We start from the raw sequence: 17,770 nt of genomic DNA, 5'->3' as shown, positions 1-17,770 counted from the left end.
AGTGCTGGCGGGGCCTTTTCGTAACCAGATGTATCGTACTACTTGAGCAGGACCATCTTGTGCGCCTGGCGGAAACCGGGCGCTTCCATCTGGTAGACATACAAGCCGCTGGCGACCTGGATGCCGGCATCGTTGATACCGGTCCAGTTGACCTGGTGATGTCCGGCGACCAGCTGGTCGGCGACCAGGGTGCGGACCTTCTGACCCAGCATGTTGTATACCGTCAACTTCACGAAGCTATCCTGCGGGATGGCGAAGTTGATGCTCGTGACCGGGTTGAACGGGTTGGGGTAGTTGCTCCCCAGCTCGAAGTTCGCGGGCAGCACACTGCTGTTGTCCACGCCGGCAATCTGCATCTCGTTGCCACTGTTCACGACCTGACCGGAGATCAGGCGCAGGTTCGGACGACCGTCACGCTGCGCACGCAGGGTGGCGACGGCAATCACGGACTCGCCGGCGAAACCTTCGCGCTGGCAACCCTTGATGGCACCGGCCCAGACCAGTTCACCGCGGGTGTTCTGGCTCAGGTAGGTGGCCTCGCTCCAGTCGCCCAGCAGGTTGGTGTGCTCAAGGCTCACCACATCCATGCCGGGGGCCGAGAGACGCAGGTCATAGGCACGCACGTCAGCCGCATTGTCCATGGTGATGGCCACGATCAGTTCTTCTCCGCGACGCATGTACTCGGGAACCTCGGGCATGCGGAAGATCACACCGTTGTTGGGCAGGCCCGCACGGTAGATCAGAGGCACGCCGTTGCTGCCCTGGTTGGCATTGGTCACGTTCAGATCCTGGATCTCGACCCAGCCGTTCCGGTTGAAATCGCACAGGGCGTTCCAGCTGGTGCTGTCCGGACGGGCGTTGTAGGCGTTCTTCACCGCGGTCAGGTCCGTGGCGTCGATCTGGTTGTCGGGGGTGGTGTTGCCCAGGTAGTCGGTGTACCCGGCACAGTCACCAGCCAGGAACTGCAGCTGCTGCTCGGCGATGGTCTGGGTCACGCGGTCCGTATAGATCGGATCGGTGTCGCCCGTGTGATCTCCAAACTGCAGCACCACATTCACGGTCTGATCCAGCCAGCCTTCCACATGGACGGTCACATCGTACTCGCCGTTGGGAATGTTGGTCATCCGGAATTCACCGTACTCATTCAGCACGACCTGCACACCGGGCTCGGAGGCGTTGGTGTCGTTGGTCGCCAGGTACAGGGCATCCCACAGTTCCACACCATGGATCGCACCTTCAGGGGACAGGGCGATGGTGGCTTCGATGTCCGTGTAGTCGGTCACCAGCTGCAGGTCCACGGTGCCTTCGATGGTGGCACGCGGGTAGCTCTCGGCGTTGGCCGCGGGCACCTGCACGCTCACCGGCAGCAGATTGCCACCGCCATTGTAGAAGGCCGTGTACCGTCCGCCGCTGACATCCTGGGCGAAGGTGATGAAGGTACTGCGCGGATTGTCCGTGCCGGTATGCTTGTGAATCAGCTGATACGTGGCCAGTTCGGCGGTTCCGCCGTCCAGGTTGGCATCGGGCGATCCGGTGGCGCCGTACACGAAGTTCAGATGATGCATGCCACCGGAGGTGTCGCCACTGTGGTTGCCGTTCTCCACGACATTGGTCGAGGTGAAGCTGCTGCCCACGGTGAACGGCGCGCTCGGGTTGACCACATCCCAGTAGGTGGTGTCCACGTCGATGTAGACGGCGGCGATTTCCGCGGTGGCCACGCCCGAATTGGGATAGATCGAGAAGGTCACGGTGTCGCCATGGGAGACGGCAAAGTTGTTCGGCAGCATGTTGTAGCCCCAGCTGGTGGGACCGGACTCGCTGCTGATGCGCAGGGGACCCGGGGCCTGGAAGACCAGGTCGGCGTCGGCGGCGATCACCGCGTTGGCGGCGGAACTGACGACCACGTAGACATAATAGGTGCCTTCGTTGACCAGGTCCGTGGCCAGGGCCTGGGCGCCGTTGATCGACGCACCGGTCATGGTGTGGGGCTGGAAGTCGAAGGAACCACCGAAGGACGGACCGCTGATGATGTCGGTGAGCGTATTGTTGGCAACGGTACCATCGCTGGAGTTCATCACCCACAGGTCGTTGCTCAGGTCGGCAAGACCCAGCACACCCGTGCCGTAGGTTCCATTGAAGGTGGCCTGCGTACGCATGTCCACATCACCCAGCAGCAACAACACGTTCTGGTTGGCCTGACCGAAGTTCCAGGCAAAATCCCAGGCCACACGGTAGGCTTCGCCCCAGGACACCTCGCCACCCAGATCGGGCGGGGACACCACGAAAGCGTCCTGGGCGTTGGAGATGGCCACGTTGGCATTGGTGATGTCCTCGGCGGCGGTCACAACATAGTCGGTATCCTCGGAGGCGAAGGTCGTGATGCGACTCTGGCTGCCACTGGTGATCACGGCATAGATATGCAGGTCACGCGCGGCATCCGCGGTGGCGACACTGGCCATGAAGGCACTGGACCACAAGGACATGGGAATGTCCACATGGTTGTTCCACTGGTGGTCAGGGTCTTCGCTCACGGTGGTGGTGTAGATCAGCTCGCCATTGGTCACATCGTCGTCGGTGGCGGTGGCCGTGGCGGTCAATGTGGCGATGGTGGTCTGGTTGAAGTCGGCCAGATTGTCGTCGCCGGTGTCATCATCCAGATAGAAGGAGATGGTGGCGGAGTCATCGGGATCCTGGTCACCGGCGATGGTCAGACCCCAGTTCAGGTTGATGTAACGCTGACTGGCGGCCGGGAAGGTGAAGGGATCGGCGACGGCGTCCACCCACGGGTCCTGGATGATCAGGATCGGATTGTGGGCCACCACATAGGTCTGGTTGGAGAACTGGCTGGCGGCCAGGTCCAGATCCTGATGGTAACCATCGTTGGAAGCCACATAGATGTAGTAGGTCCCGGCGGGCACGTAGTCGCTGTCGTCGGTGTAGATGCTCCAGGTGTAATCGGGATCATCATTCTCCAGCAACACATCGCTGCCGTCCAGCAGGGTGGCTCCGGTCAATCCGGTGATGGTCTCGCTGCCATCGACACCGCTGATCACCAGATCGGACTCGCTCAGGGTGGCACTGGTGCTGTAGTACAGGCGCACATCGGCGTTGTCATCGAAGTCGATGGTCTGCAGCGTCCAGGTCACACTGGTCTGGCCGGATCCGTCCTCGGCACCGTCATCCAGCGCGAAGAGCAGCCCCGAATCCAGATAATCCGTGTTGTTGCTGGTGAAGTCGACCATGTCGTTCACACTGTTCGGATCGGTGAGATCGAGGTTGTTGGTGGGGTAATGGAACACGCGAATCGGGCCGCAACGGCCTACTTTGCGAGTTCCGGACTCCCTGGTCGTCGCGAACAGGTAGTACTCCACTCCATACCGCTCAAAATCCTGCAGATCCGCGGTGAGCAGACTGATGGTCGTCGGCGAGGCGGAGATGTTGATCCAGGCATCCACTTCCACATTGGAAGAGTCGCGAGTGGCTCGCTGGGCACCATCGTTGATCGAAATGTCGATCACGGTGGAGTCCGTGTGCCACCACAGCAGATAGTCGGAATCGTGCACATCCGTCGCGGCGAACACGGTGGGAATGTCCCAACCGCCGTCGCCATCGGCCAGATCGGTCGAATCACCGCTGGCACCCGGAGTGGTCCAGGCGATCGAGGATCCCGCCACCACAGCGACTGTCGTGCCCCATGCCGCGTCCGTAAGACTGGTCATGGTATTGCCGGTCACGGCAATGGCAGTGGCCGACACGGCTGCAGTCACGGCCGTCGTCGAACGGGCCGCCAGAACCGTACAGGTGATGTTGCCTGCTGCGGGAATCGCAAAGGCATTCAAGGTAAGCACGAGCTGCTGGGCCGTGCCTCCCTGGGCAAACGTCACGTTACCGCCGCCACCGCTCACGGTAGCGACACACTGGCCCGGAACCCATTCCCAGCTGGTGGTGGGCAGAGTCAACGTCACCGTCCCGGTAGCCTGCAGCTCGCTGCCGGCTCCTGAATCGGTGAACACCAGGTCCTGTCCACTGACCGAGGTCAGGTCGGTCCAGCCGTAGGGGCCGCCGCTGGACAGGAAGATGGTGGAGCTCACGCCCACATTCTGAGTAATGGTAGCCTGCGCGCGAACTTCCGTGTTCTGCATGATCAGCAACAAGCCGACCACCAGGAACAGCGGAACCCTCGCAAGCAAGTTCCGGGGAAGATTGATTAAAGGTTTCATCTCTCCTCCGCAGGCAGTTAAACCTTGAATTCGTTCTTCGTTTCCTCGCCGGGAGAAGCAAGGTCTCGAAGGCATCGTCTCCAGTGTATCTCCAGGAACAGAAGAGTGGCTTCCAAGAGATCATGAATCAGACTCGCCAGCCTTCCCGTTTTTTCGCGGGCCGAACACGCCGAGTCCTCTTCCTGTCTGGGCAACCCTATCGGCACCTTTCAAAAACTATCGAGCAGAATTCTGCCCGCACTCCCGACGTTCTTCCTTTGGCAAGCTTGGGGCCAAGCCAAAGAAGAGGCGATTGCTTGTTTGACAGATATTTTGTTTTGCGTCTTGGATCAATAAATGGTGCAAGAATGCCTGCCAGAAGAACCTGCCGGGGGCAAATTATTCCCCTGAGTTCGGAACTTGGGAAGAGAGCGCGGGAGGAGAGTCGGGGATTGGGGCATCCCGGGCAGGGGATCAGAAGCTGAGAACCAGGATCTCGGTACGGCGATTGAGGCGGCGTCCGGCTTCGGAGTCGTTGTCGGCCACGGGTACCGTCTCCCCATAGCCCCGTGCCTGGAGGCGCTCGGGGTCGGTTCCGGCGGCGATCAGCCAGTCCCGCACGCTTTGCGCACGCCGACTGCTGAGGCCCAGATTGTACTCCGGGCTGCCCACAGCGTCGGTATGCCCCTGCAGTTCAACCACCAGGCCTGGATTCTCCTCGAGGAGCTCGAATGCCGCCTGCAGCACCGGGCGGCTTTCATCCTTCAGGCTGGCCAGATTGAAATCGAAGAGCAGATTGTCCAGCACGGCCCGGGCTCCCACGCGGATCGGCCTGAGGGAAAGCTGAAGCAGGGAGTCACTCCAGCTCTCCGAATGCTGGAGCAGGCGGCTGGTGAAGAAGTGTCCCGGCGCCGATGCGGACACCAGAATGGGCCCCGGGGCCAGCACCAGACCGAATGCTCCCAGCTCGCTGGACCATTGCATGGGCACCTCGATCGCTTGCAGCAATCCATCGGCACGGACGCGCGCCTTCAGGCCGGCGCCACTCTCCTCGTCCACAACGCACCCCCGCAGCAGGAAGGCTTCTTCGGGACGACAATCGGCGGGCAGTCGGCATCCAAATAGGTCGAGCTCGACACCACCGGCCACCGGGCTGGCGTAGTAGCCCAGTCGTCCTTCCCCGGGGACCACCAGGCCAAGATCGGGGCCGCTTCCGTTGATCGGCCGCCCAAGGTTCAGGGGGTCCGTCCAGCCCTTGCCGCTGGCCCGGGCGCAGAAAAGGTCCATGTCGCCGAAGCCCGGTTTTCCGCTACTACTATAGTAGAGCGTCTTGCCGCCCGCATGCAGGAATGGGGTCTCGTCGCGACCCGGGCTGTTGATGGCCGCGCCCAGATTCACCGGTTCGGACCACATGCCATTCTCAAGCCGACTGCTCCAGAGATCGGTCTGTCCAAACCCTCCCGGGCGATCACTGCTGAAGATCAGCAGACAGCCATCGGCGGAAATGGCCGGCTGGCTCTCCCAGAATGAGGAGTTCACGGGCGCTCCCAGATTGCGGGGTGGCCCCCAGCCATCGGCTCCGGAGCTGCAGCGGTAGATGTCGCAATCACCCAGTCCTTCACTGCGGTCGCACGCGGTGAAGTAAAGCACCGTACCCAGTGCCGTGAAACTGGCGGACCCTTCGGAGCGCGGTGTATTCAATGGCGGCCCTGCATTGCGACAGGCTTTCCATCCATCATCGCCCCACTCACTCTGCCAGAAATCTTCGCGGCAGCGCTGTCCCGGCGGGCAATCACCCACTCCACCGGGGCGGTCGCTGGTGAAGAACAGTCGTCGCCCATCCACGGTAACGGTGGGCATGTAGTCATTGAAGCTGGAATTGATCAGGGGCCCCAGATTCCAGCGATGATCCTGGGGCTGGTCGCGCTGACTCAGTTCTTCCAGTCCCGCATGAACCTCCAGCGCATGGGCCAGCGCTTCCCGTTCCGTGGCGGAGATCCGTGGGTTGGCCAGGAGATGGCGGCAGACTCCGGCCGCTTCCGTGAATCGGCCCAGCCGGGAAAGCGCCAGAGCCAGAGTACGCACGATTTCTCCATTGGCGGGATCAAGCTCCATGGCCAGTTCAAGCTCCGTCGCCGCGTCCTGCGCGCTGCCCAGATCCAACAGGCAGCGCCCCAGCAGCAGGCGCGCCTCAACCAATCCGGAACAACGCTGCAGCACCGAACGCATCTGAGCGGCCGCTTCGCTGTACTGTTGCTGGTGAAACAGGCGTTGCCCCTGTTCCAGTTGCCGCTGACAGAGGTCCTGACGCAGATCCGCTCCCTGCGCGAGACAGGCGGTGAGGAGGATTCCGGCCTGAACGAGCCGCCACCGGGAGCCGATGGACACGCATGACCGCAAAGCTGGAAAGGATGCGGGCATTGAATCTCCCTGGCATTGGAACAGCCTGACGCCGAACCGGTTCTATCGGTGGCACAAGGCCGGGACTTGCCGGAAAAGCGGTTGGCGGCGCAGCTCGGGGGTAATGGACAGATTCGGCAGATGGCGAAAGCGATTTGGAACCCGGCACCCGCTCATCGTACATTCCCCGTCGACCACACTCCCCAACCGCCAGCAGTCAGCAAACGAACCGTGGCGGCCGGAGTCAACAGGAGCCTGCAGCAATGCGCGCCAATCCGATGGAAACCATCCTCGAGTATTTCAACGAGCTGGACTGGGACCATCGCTTCTATCCGGAAGATGGTTCCGTCGATGCCACCTACAACGGCTCCAACGGCACCTGGCAATGTCGGGCCGTCTGGGACGGGCAGGCCGAGATCTTCACCTTCTATTCTTTCCTGCCGCTGACGATTCCCATCGAGAAGCGCTATGTGCTGATGGAACTGGTGACCCGGCTGAACCTGGGCCAGCGCTACGGAGACTTCGAGCTCGACCTGAACACGGGCAGTCTGGCCCTGAAGACCTATCTGCTGTGTCGCGAACACTCGCTCAACCGCGAACAGATCAACGACGCCATCGGGGGCAATCTGGCGCTGCTGGACGACCATCTGCACCTGTTGATCAAGATGGTCTACACCGACCTCAGCCCGCTGGAAGCCTACGAAGAAGCCATGCTCGATGAAGAACACCGTTTCGGCACCGAAGACGAAGAAGCCGACGGCGACGACGAAGACTGAGCCACACTCCATGACACACAGAAGCCCGTGCTCACCACACGGGCTTTTTTCTTGCACATGCGAATTACGACACCACTGAACGAACAAAGGGGATCCGCACCATGAGCGCGGACCCCCTTGTTCCTCCTCCCGTGACAAGGCTACTTCAGGAGGACCATCTTCTGACTGCGGCTCTGGCCTTCGCTGCTCAGGGTGTACACGTACACGCCACTGGCGAGGCTGGAGGCGTCGAAGGTGACCTCATGGGCTCCACTGGCCACCATTCCATCAACGAGCGTCGCCACGGTGCGGCCGGCCAGGTCACTGACGACCAGACGGACTTCCGCGGTGTGCGCCATCGCGAAGGCGATGGTGGTGCTGGGGTTGAAGGGATTGGGGTAGGCGGGGCTCAGGTTGAAAGCGCCGGGGAGATCCTCGGTGCCACTGGTGGGGCAATCGCTGACGTTGTCCCAGTGCAGGGCGAGGCCATCGCTGGTGGCACCATCGGCAATGGTGTAGACACGGTCGCCGATGTTTTCCCAGTCGTTGACGCCGGGGTTGCGGAACTTGAAGTATACGGTGGGTGAGGAACCTGCCGGAATGGTGATCGTGGTGCACCAGACATTCGGGTTCGGTGTGGAGTTCAGACCCAGAAAGGCCCAACCGTTGAATGAGCCGGACACACCGGGATCGCCCACTTGGGTGCAATGCATGTCAACGCAGAGGGTCAGCTCAAAATCATTCAATGTGGCCTGGACGATGTCGTAGTAGGCCGGTTCGAACTCGGAGTAGCCATCAGGATAGAAGAACGACTGGTCGCTGACATCCATGTACTCGATATAGAACAGCACCTGGGATTCGGCCAGAGAAGTCTGCGGAATCTGCCCCATGTACTCGTCGTTGCTTCCGCTGTCGGTATTGTAGGCCATCGCCACCGCACTGAAGCTGCCTTCGCTGGGCATTTTGTAGTACAGGGTCGGCACCAGATCGGCACAGGCGCCGGGCATGTCGGTGCAGCCGCCCTTCCAGACCTGGCTGTACACGGTGATCGCGGAGTTCGAGGGCTGGGTCGAACCGGGAATCGGCCACTGGATATTGCCCCAGCCGACCACGGCCTGGGCGCTGAGTGCCAGACCAACGACGGCCAGCACGGATGTGAACAGACGAGAGATGCGCATGCTTCCTCCAGGGGGAAATGGATGATTGTGTCGATTGTCAGGTTCAGGGCTCGGGGGGCCCACCGAGGCGGTGGACAGGTTGCGACGCAGACGGCAATAAACGGGCCGAACGGCAACTCATTGAAAAACAAATGCGGTTCCCATTGGCTCCCGGTGTCAAGTGTTCGGAATACGTCAGGCTGCCATGCAATTCCCGGCAGCAACCGGATTCTCCTACATTGGACAGCCGCTCGCGACCCGCAACGTGTCGTCCATCGATCGCGGCCCACTCCCCTGGAGGATGCAGAATGAGTTCCCTGCCCCGCACCGTCTCCATACTGCTGCTGCTCGCCCTGGGCCTGCTCAGCACTGTCGCCGCCATGGTGGAACTGACCCCCGTGCTGACGCTGAACCCCGGCGAATCCAGCCGATTCACCAATGCCAGCCTCGGTTTGTCGCCAACGTCCACCTTGAGTGCCACGGGGCCTGCTCTGGACCATGTGAGCATGACAGCCACGCCCGGCAGTCTCGAGCTGGCATGTGACGCACCATTCGGCTGGCAGGTGCTCGAATCAAAGGACGGCGATGTTCTGCTGCGAAGTGGAGGCCGGGTGCCCGTGGACTTCGTCCACGACGGCGAGCCGGGTCAGAATGTGTTCGTCTTCGGCAGTTTCAACGGCTGGAACCGCGGAGCAAACACCCTGGAAGAACTCACCCCGGGCCATTATTCAACACGTGTGGCGCTGGAGTCCGGGGATTACGAATACCTGTTCAAGGTCGGCGATCGGGAATTGCTGGATCCCAGCAATCCCGACTCGGTGAGCAATGGCATGGGCGGATTCAACAGCCCGCTCAAGGTGCGAGCCGCGCAGGGGTCCACGATCCACGTGCGCCGTCTGGGTTGGCGCGCGGTTGCTGAAGGGCGATGCGTGTCATTCCTCTGCGAGGGCCAGGGCAGCGCTCCGCGCGTCAGCGCCCTGCATGGCAACCGACGAGTCGAAGCGACGGCTGTTTCCTTTGTGGGTGATACACTACGGGTAACGATCGCATCCTCGCCCCGCATGGGTCCCGATATCCTGCGACTGGCGCTCTCCGGCCCGGGCAGCGCCTCCAGTCTGCAGACCATCTGGTTCGACCGGGACTTCGTCTGGGAGGACGGTCTGGTGTATGCCCTGATGCCCGACCGCTTCCGCAATGGCGACCCCGACAACGACCGGCCCGTGAGCCATCCCGAACTGAGCGAACGCGCCAACTGGCAGGGCGGCGATCTGGCCGGCATTCTCAAGTGCCTGCAGGAGGGCTACTTCAGCAATCTGGGAGTCAACACTCTCTGGATCTATCCGTTGAATCTGGCTGCCGATGGCGCCTGGCGCGAGTTCCCCGAGCCCCATCGGATGTATACGGGCTATCATGGCTACTGGCCCGTATCGGACCGCAAGCTGGAACCGCGCTTCGGCGACGAGGAACTCTTCAAGCAGGTGGTGGCCGAAGCCCACCGGCGCGGCATCAAGGTGCTGCTGGATTTCGTTTCGAATCACGTGCACGAGGATCACCCCTGGGTCAGGCAGCATCCCGACTGGTTCAGTCAGCTGGCCCTGCCCGACGGCACCCTGAACCTGCGCAACTGGGACGAACATCGGCTGACCACCTGGTTCGAACCCTACATGCCGGACATCGACTACTCCCACAGCCCGCAGGTGACCCAGGCGATGTGTGACGCGGCGCTCTGGTGGCTGAAGACCTATGACCTGGATGGCTTCCGGCATGATGCCGTGAAACATGTACCGCGCGAGTTCTGGGAGGAACTGACACGCAGGATCCGCAAGGACCCGGTCCTCTCCGGGCGCGACATCTTCCAGATTGGCGAGACCTTCGGCAGTGACGAGCTGATTCTGTCCTATGTCGGACCCGATGTGCTGGACGCCCAGTTCAACTTCAACCTGTTCCACCCGGCGCGCGCGCTTTTCCTGAACGAGCAGGCGAACTTCGGCGGTCTGGCGGATCTTGTGACACAGGATCTGCGGATCTACGGTGCGAACAACCGAATGGGCATGCTGATGGACAGCCACGACAAGGCGCGCTATGCGGTCTATGCCGATGGCGACATGCCGCTGGAAGGGGTCAGCGAGACGGAGCCCGGTTGGCACAATGAGTATCGCGTGGACCATCCCGAGACCTACGACAAGCAGGCTCTGTACCTGACCTGGATGCTGACCTCGCCCGGCCTGCCATTTCTGTATTACGGTGACGAGATCGGCATGACGGGTGCCGGTGATCCGGACAATCGCCGGATGATGCGTTTTGGCAAGGATGTCTCGGAGGATGAAGCGCGACTCAAGGAACGGGTCTCCCTGCTCTGCCGTGCGCGCCGCGAACGCCCGGAGCTTCGCCGGGGCGATCTGGAGTTTCTGCTGGCCGACGAACAGGTCGTGGCCTACCTGCGCAGTGCGGAGAACGCGGACGGATCACCGAGTCGCAGCCTGATCTGGCTGAATCGCAGTGGCAGTCTGCAGACCCGTTCGGTGAACTTGCCGCTGGGACTTGGCGCACGTGAGGTGGAGCTGCAGCCCTGGGGCGGCAGCATCCAGATCATCGAATAGTGCACGCTCCGCCGGGAGTGCGTCTCAGCCTTGCTTGAGCATGGTCAGCAGCATCACGAAGGACTGCTCGGCCTTGAGAGCATGGGGCACATTGGCGGGCATCAGCACCAGTTGCCCGGCGGCCACGGTCATTTCCTTGCCATCGATCGTGACCAGAGCCTCTCCCTGGATTACCTGGACAGTGGCGTCGAAAGGTGCCGTGTGCTCGCTCAAGCCCTGCCCGGCCGCGAAGGCGAACAGGCTCTGGTTGCCGCCAGCGGCCTTGCACAGTGTGCGGCTGACGATGGACCCTTCCTGAATGCTCACCAGATCGCTCAATGTCACGACGGAGGCCGGTTCCAGCTGGCTCATGGAGTTCCCCTGTTTTGAATGCTGATCCGGATGCGAAGGTCCGATCCTGGGCCCCGGGAGATGTCACCGGAACATCACGTGCGAATGAACCCCAGCAACGACGCCACCCGAGCAGCGATTGCCGGTGAGGCGGTCAACCCCGGACTCTCGATGCCGATCAGGTTGACCCAGCCCGGCAGACCGCGTGCGCTCTCTTCGGCGAGATGAAAGTCCCGGGCCGGCTCCCCGGGAGCCGCCAGCCTGGCCCGGATGCCGACCAGGCAGGGCTCCAGCTGATCTTCGCGCAGCTCGGGCAGCCAGCGTGATACGGATGCGTGCACCGTAGCCCTGCCGCGATTGTCCTGCCGATAGTCTTCTTCATGAGTCGTTGAGGGGGACGCCGTGGGGCCGAAGCGCACCTGTCCGGCCAGATCGAGGGTCAGATGCACCCCCAGATGGCCGTCCGCTCCACCGGGTACCGGATAGAGCAGATGCCGGATGCCCCGCTCGCCCGCGCCGCTCCAGGCGAAATACTCCCCCCGGTTCCAGTGCAGACGCAGTCCCTCGCGGTCCACATTCATTCCGGCCAGCGCGGCCACCCGGTCGCTGTAGAGCCCGGCGGCGTTGACCACTCGGGTGGAGCTCACCTCTGTCAGGCCATCCGGACCACGAAGTTCCAGCACGTACTCCTGCGTCGTGTGACGCACGGACAGCAACTCGTGGCCGAAAACACTTTCGGCACCGGCATGGCTCGCCCTCTGCAGCCAGTGCGCCAACAGCGCGTGGCTGTCGAGAATGGCGGTACTCGGGGAGAGGAGGGCTGAGTGACAACGGACCGCCGGTTCCAGTTCCTGCACCTGGTTCGCATTCAGCAATTCCAGTCCGGACACACCGCAGGCGAGTGCGTTGCGTTGCAGGGCCTGCAGGCGGGAGTGGTCCTCGGCCGTGGGTGCCAACACCAGCTTGCCACACACGGAGACGGGAATCGTGCCGGCCCGGCCCAGTTCGGCGATGCGTCGATGCCCTTCTAGACAGAGTCGCGCCTTGAGGCTTCCGGGAGGGTAATACAAGCCCGCGTGCAGGACTTCGGAATTGCGGCTTGAAGATCCGCGTCCGATGCCGGCTTCCTTCTCCACCAGCAGCAGAGATCCGTGTGGTGCCAGCTCGGCCGCGCAAGCCAGTCCGCAGGCTCCGGCGCCGATCACCACACTGTCGAAGTCCGCCATGACAGCCTCCCGCGTGCAGCGATCAGTAGCGGCGCCCTGCCAGGAATCCGGTTTTGCGGTACACCTTGTCCAGCGTGCGACGCGCCACGCCGCGAGCCTTTTCGGCGCCTGCATCCAGCACCTTCTCGAGCCCCGCCTTGTCGGCAATGATCTCCTTGTAGCGCGCCTGCAGCGGTTCCAGCCAGGCCACCACGGCCTCGCCCAGTTCGGCCTTGAAGGGGCCATAGCCCTTGCCCGCGAAACGCTCGGTCTGACTCTCGAAGGACTCGCCCGTGACCGCCTTGAGAATGGTCATCAGGTTGCTCACCCCGGGCCGGTTCTCGGGATCGTAGCCAATGCTGGTTTCGCTGTCGGTCACGGCGCGCTTGAGCTTGTTGCGGATCACGGCGGGTGGATCCAGCAGCAGCAGGCTGGCGTCGGCGTCGGTGTCCGACTTGGACATCTTGCTGGTGGGATCCTGCAGGCTCATGATGCGCGCCCCTTCGGCGCGCGCCGCAATCCAGGGCTCCGGCACAGTGAAGGTGTCGCTGTAGAGACTGTTGAAGCGAATCGCCAGATCGCGTGTCAGTTCCAGGTGTTGTTTCTGGTCGTCGCCCACCGGCACCTTGTCCGCGTTGTACAGGAGAATGTCCGCGGCCATCAGGACGGGGTAGGCCAGCAGTCCCGCGTTGAGATTCTTCTCGTGCTTGCGTGACTTGTCCTTGAACTGTGTCATGCGCTGCAACTGGCCCAGCGGCGTGATACAGGTCAGCACCCAGGCCAGCTCGGCATGCATGGGCACATGGCTCTGCACGAAGAGCGTGCTGCGTTCGGGATCGATGCCGCAGGCGATGTACAGCGCCAGCAATTCCAGACTGCGCTTGCGCAGGTCGGCCGGTTTCTGGAACACGGTGATGGCGTGCATGTCCACCAGCATGAAAAAGCAATCGTGGGTTTCCTGCAGCAGCTTCCAGTTGCGGATCGCGCCGATGTAATGCCCCAGCATCAGCGATCCGCTGGGCTGGATTCCCGAGAGGATCACCGGCTTGCGCGCCGTTGCCTCCCCCTCATTCCTGGTCTCACTTCCGGCACTCTCGCTGCTCATCTCACTCTCCTGCTGGTGTGACGCCCGCCTTCCGGGCGAAAGGCCAAGTATAGGAAGTCGGGGCCGCCCGAGGAAAGCGAGGCCGACTGGCTGGTCCGGATGCAGGCATGATGGCGGGCCAGGCTGCTGGCCTGACTGCAGGCCGACGGGGGGCTCCGCGGCTGGCACAGCAGCTCGCTTGGTGGCTGGCACGACGGGTGGCTGGCACGACGGGTGGCTCCGCGGGTGGCGTAGTTGCTGACGCGGCAGCTGGCGTGACGGCGGGCCAGGATGCTGGCCAGGCAGCAGGCACAACGGGTGGCTCCGCGGGTGGCGCGGCAGCTGGCGTGAATGCTGGCATGACGCCGGGCTCATCGGGTGGCATGGCGCCAGCACCCTCCGCTGTCGCCAAGCCAGCAGCCCTGGCCATGAGGTCAGGGCGTGCGCAACTTCAGGTCGAAGGGGTCGTAGGAGATGGCGATGCGGCCAAGGCCTTCCTGAAGGTTCTTGCGGCGCCGCATGGGCATCTTGAGCTTTTCGTAGAACTCCTGCAGGTCCTTCTGAAGGGTCATCCGGATTTCGCTGTGGGCAGGCAACCACAGACCCTGGGCCACCTGGTAGTGGGTTTCCAGCTCCATGACAAGCTGCCCGTCCACGCGCATCAGGAGGTGGGTCGGCACCCAGTGCAGGGTGTCGATGCGATACTCCATTTCCGCCAGGCGACTGCCTTCACGAAAGACGCCCCGCACGCGCAGGTTGTCGCGGCCCAGACTGTCATCGGGTGCGCTGATCACCGGGTCGGCCAGACCGGCGAAGAGACTGTCCGGATTCATGTTCAGGCTGCGCCGGGGCAGCACCGCAAAGCCCTTGGCCTCGTAGCGGAAACTGTCCGGGTACTCGTAGAACAGCGTCACGGACTTGTCGCGCACGGTCATCCCGGGCATCTCGATGTCCACGTGGATGCGCACCCGGTAGGACTGGATGCGCTGGAATTCCTGCTGCATGCGTGCCCGCAGCGCGGGCAGATCGGGCAGGGCCGAGTCCGGCAGATCGGCGGCAATCACCTGCGACGCCAGCAACAAGCCAAGCCACACAGACACGGCAACGGTTCGGAAACGCCTCATGAGCGGATGTCCTTGTGGTTGAAGATCCAGAACGACAGCCCCGTGAACAGCGCGATGTAACCCGCGTGAATCGCGGCGCTCTGGGCCAGCAGGTCTCCGGGAACCGGACTTTCCAGCGCCAGGGTCCAGATGTCGAAATGGCTGGTGAAGAGCCAGGGACGCAGCGCGTCGAAACTGGTCACCGGCAGTCCACTGACCGCCAGGCTGACCACGATCACGGCCATGGCACCGATCACGGGCGTGAGACTGTTCTCGGACAGCACACCGAAGAGGAAGGCCAGACTGGCCACGGTCATCATGGACAGCGCCCCGCAGGCCACGGCCGCCAGCAGCTGGCCCAGCGCCTGGTCTTCGCCCAGCAGGCTGATGCCCGCCTCGGTCAGCACCAACAGGTCGCCGCTGCCCATGAACAACACGCCCAGCCCGATGGCCAGCAGCCCCATCAGGAACACCAACCCCACCGCGTAGCCCATGCTGACCATCCATTTGGCGGCCAGAATCCGGCTGCGCGACTGGCGCCGGGTGAGGGTCAGCCGCAGGGTGCCCGCCGCCGCCTCGCCCGCCAGTGTATCACCGGCCACCAGGGTCACCAGCAGGGGCACGTGGATCCAGAGGAAATTGAGCACCAGCACCGTGGCCGTGTAGCCATTCATGATGGTACCCAGCACGATGAACTGCTCCTCCAGCCCGCGCGCGAATTCCTTCTCGATGGTCTCGCCTCCCGCGGCCAGCCCCCAGACCACCAGCGGAATCACCACCAGAATTGCCACGATGCCCACGATGGTACGCGGCTTGCGGAAGGTCTTGCGCATCTCCAGCCTCATCAGCAGCAGGAAGTCGCTCATCGTGCGTCCTCCGCGCCTTCGGGCAGGTGATCCAGAAACAGTTCTTCCAGGCTGTCCGCCGAACGGAATTCATCCACGGGCAGCCCGTGTTCCAGCAACTCGCGCAGCAGACGATCGGGTGTCACGGCCCTAGCCACGTTCACCCGGATGCGCAGCCCGTGCGGCGTGTGCTCCACCACTTCCACCCCGGCCCGGCCGGTCATGAAGGCGGCCAGCGCACCGGGATCGCCGCCGTGCACCTCGAAATAGCGCTCGGGCAGCGAATGGAACAGTTCCTCGAGCGTGCCCATTGCCAGGGTGCGCCCGTGGTTGAGAATCAGCACCCGGTCGGCCAGCAGCTCCACCTCGCTGAGCAGGTGGCTGGAAAAGAGCACGGCCATGCCCTCGTCGCGCGCCAGCTGGCGAATCAGCACACGCATCTCGCGCATGCCACCCGGATCCAGCCCCGTGGCCGGTTCGTCCAGAATCAGCAGCCTGGGCCGATGCAGGATTGCCTGGGCCAGCCCCAGTCGCTGCTTCATGCCGTGGGAGAACTTGGCCACCCGGTCGTCGGCGCGATCGAGCAGACCCACACGCTCGAGCACCTCGTTGACCCGCGCCGCATCGCGCACTCCCTGCATGCGCCCCAGCAGCTCGATGTTCTCGCGTGCCGTCAATTGAAGGAACAGGTCCGCGCGCTCGATCAGTGCCCCCACGCGCCCGTAGACCGCACGGTTGCCACCGGGGAAGTCCGTGTCCAGAATGCGGAAACGCCCACTGTCGGCACGTACCAGGCTCAACAGAATGCGCAACGTGGTGCTCTTGCCCGCCCCGTTGGCCCCCAGAAATCCCAGAATGCGCCCCTCTTCCAATTGGAACGAGATTCGGTCCAACACCTGCAGCCGGCCATAGTGTTTGCTGAGACCGTCAACCGACAAAACCATCTGCATACCGCTCCCGCCCTCACACCGGTCCCCGTGACCGGCGCTGCGCCAACCTACCAATTGGCCACCCCGAAGAAAGCCCCACCGGCCTGCCAGCGCCAGGAAGCGGACAGACACTTGCGCCGACCCGCAGGCGCAGGCTTGACTTTGCCACTCTCCGGCATTATACTCCGGCCCTTGCGCCAGAACGGCGTTTTTTCCTGAGTAGCTCAATGGTAGAGCGGGTGGCTGTTAACCACTAGGTTGGGGGTTCAAATCCCTCCTCAGGAGCTTGAGTCTCAAAAGTTCGCAGCGATGCGGACTTTTTCTCTCCTGTCCGGGGCCAAGCGTGCCACCGCCGAGCCGACTGCACCCAACGATGCGTTGCGCTTGCCGGCTGTGAGACTGCCGTACGTCGCTCCCTCACTGGCTGGGAAGCGAGTGATCCCATGAGCGTCGCAGCGGCTCTCTCAGCTTTCCACCCTCTCCACACGAATCAAGCTCGCCACACGCCTGCCCAGTGCGACCTGCGCGAATTCAGTCCGCAATGTGACGGCGTCCAGCAAGCGCGAATTGTCCTCCACCAGCACCACGCTGCCGATGCCCAGCTTCCAGCTGTCCAGCAGGCGCAGCAGTTCGGAATCCTCATCCGGAACCTCCAGCAACCGGACCCGTGATCCCGATTCCACCTGGTCCAGGGCGATTCCCTGGATCGTGAGCGCAGACGCGTCCGCCCGGGGAATCCTCGAGCCGTGTGGGTCGTGGTCGGGGTAGCCGAGGAAGGCGTCAATCTTCCCGGTGAGATCGTCACCGATGGCGTGCTCCAGGCGATCCGCGTACTCATGGACCTCGTCCCAGGGGACAGAGAGCACCTGATGCAGGAAGAGCTCGATCAGTCGATGACGCCGCAGCACGGCATTCGCGAATCGTCTGCCCTTCTCCGACAGGACGGCTCCCCTGTAGGGCTCGTGCTCGATCAGGCCTTCGGCGGCAAGCCGTTTCACCATGCGTGTGACCGAAGGCATGGTCACGGAGAGTGCCCGCGCGATCTCGTTGGTGGAGGCCTGCCCGTAGCGCAACTCGAGCGTCTGGATGGCCTTGATGTAATTCTCGGTCGATTCGCTCATCAGGTATGCCCTTCCTTGCCCGCCCATTCCCGGACCCTGTTC

At 62.9% G+C, this 17,770-nt stretch carries 12 protein-coding genes and 1 tRNA gene; 3 read left to right on the top strand and 10 right to left on the bottom strand.

Features of this window, described 5'->3' with window-relative positions:
* Positions 1–38: 38 nt before the first annotated feature.
* Both H6678_07760 and H6678_07755 read right to left on the bottom strand, forming a co-directional pair.
* Positions 39–4,220: a T9SS type A sorting domain-containing protein gene (locus tag H6678_07760; GenBank protein MCB9473690.1), complete on the bottom strand. Its 4,182-nt coding sequence runs from the start codon at positions 4,218–4,220 to the stop codon at positions 39–41.
* A 453-nt stretch (positions 4,221–4,673) separates the two neighbouring features.
* Positions 4,674–6,620, bottom strand: coding sequence for a PD40 domain-containing protein (locus H6678_07755; GenBank protein MCB9473689.1), 1,947 nt, complete (start codon positions 6,618–6,620; stop codon positions 4,674–4,676).
* 242 nt (positions 6,621–6,862) lie between these two features.
* On the opposite strand from H6678_07755, the gene H6678_07750 reads away from it, so the two are divergent.
* Positions 6,863–7,375 carry a YbjN domain-containing protein gene (locus H6678_07750; GenBank protein MCB9473688.1) on the top strand — a complete coding sequence of 171 codons (513 nt, stop codon included), beginning with the start codon at positions 6,863–6,865 and terminating at the stop codon, positions 7,373–7,375.
* A 140-nt stretch (positions 7,376–7,515) separates the two neighbouring features.
* Here H6678_07750 and H6678_07745 read toward each other — a convergent pair whose 3' ends face one another.
* Complete coding sequence (locus H6678_07745) at positions 7,516–8,532, bottom strand: T9SS type A sorting domain-containing protein (GenBank protein ID MCB9473687.1); 1,017 nt, start codon at positions 8,530–8,532, stop codon at positions 7,516–7,518.
* Between the two features lie 287 nt (positions 8,533–8,819).
* Between H6678_07745 and H6678_07740 the strand changes: the two genes are divergently transcribed.
* Entirely contained in the window at positions 8,820–11,111 is a 2,292-nt protein-coding gene (locus H6678_07740; GenBank protein MCB9473686.1) for a hypothetical protein, read from the top strand.
* 24 nt (positions 11,112–11,135) lie between these two features.
* Here the strand turns inward: H6678_07740 and H6678_07735 are convergent, their stop codons facing one another.
* From H6678_07735 to H6678_07710, 6 genes are all read right to left on the bottom strand, one after another.
* Positions 11,136–11,462, bottom strand: a complete 327-nt coding sequence (locus tag H6678_07735; GenBank protein ID MCB9473685.1) for a cupin domain-containing protein — start codon at positions 11,460–11,462, stop codon at positions 11,136–11,138.
* A gap of 74 nt (positions 11,463–11,536) precedes the next feature.
* Positions 11,537–12,667: an NAD(P)/FAD-dependent oxidoreductase gene (locus H6678_07730; protein ID MCB9473684.1), complete on the bottom strand. Its 1,131-nt coding sequence runs from the start codon at positions 12,665–12,667 to the stop codon at positions 11,537–11,539.
* Positions 12,668–12,689: 22 nt separating this feature from the next.
* Positions 12,690–13,751, bottom strand: coding sequence for a tryptophan--tRNA ligase (trpS, locus tag H6678_07725; protein MCB9473683.1), 1,062 nt, complete (start codon positions 13,749–13,751; stop codon positions 12,690–12,692).
* 413 nt (positions 13,752–14,164) lie between these two features.
* A complete protein-coding gene (locus tag H6678_07720) occupies positions 14,165–14,854 on the bottom strand; it encodes a hypothetical protein (GenBank protein ID MCB9473682.1) in 690 nt (229 codons plus the stop codon).
* Positions 14,851–15,699: an ABC transporter permease gene (locus H6678_07715; protein MCB9473681.1), complete on the bottom strand. Its 849-nt coding sequence runs from the start codon at positions 15,697–15,699 to the stop codon at positions 14,851–14,853. The genes H6678_07720 and H6678_07715 overlap by 4 nt, the downstream gene beginning before the upstream one ends.
* Positions 15,696–16,628, bottom strand: coding sequence for an ABC transporter ATP-binding protein (locus tag H6678_07710; protein ID MCB9473680.1), 933 nt, complete (start codon positions 16,626–16,628; stop codon positions 15,696–15,698). Before H6678_07710 ends, H6678_07715 begins: the two co-directional genes overlap by 4 nt.
* A gap of 192 nt (positions 16,629–16,820) precedes the next feature.
* Between H6678_07710 and H6678_07705 the strand changes: the two genes are divergently transcribed.
* Positions 16,821–16,892 (top strand) — tRNA-Asn (locus H6678_07705).
* A 179-nt stretch (positions 16,893–17,071) separates the two neighbouring features.
* Here the strand turns inward: H6678_07705 and H6678_07700 are convergent.
* Positions 17,072–17,728, bottom strand: a complete 657-nt coding sequence (locus H6678_07700) for a metal-dependent transcriptional regulator (protein MCB9473679.1) — start codon at positions 17,726–17,728, stop codon at positions 17,072–17,074.
* Positions 17,729–17,770 lie beyond the last annotated feature (42 nt).

The sequence above is a fragment of the Candidatus Delongbacteria bacterium genome, assembly GCA_020634015.1.
Classification (GTDB): domain Bacteria; phylum CAIWAD01; class CAIWAD01; order CAIWAD01; family CAIWAD01; genus JACKCN01.
Note: the sequence above shows the minus strand (reverse complement) of the source record. Positions and strands in the feature narration are given on the sequence as shown.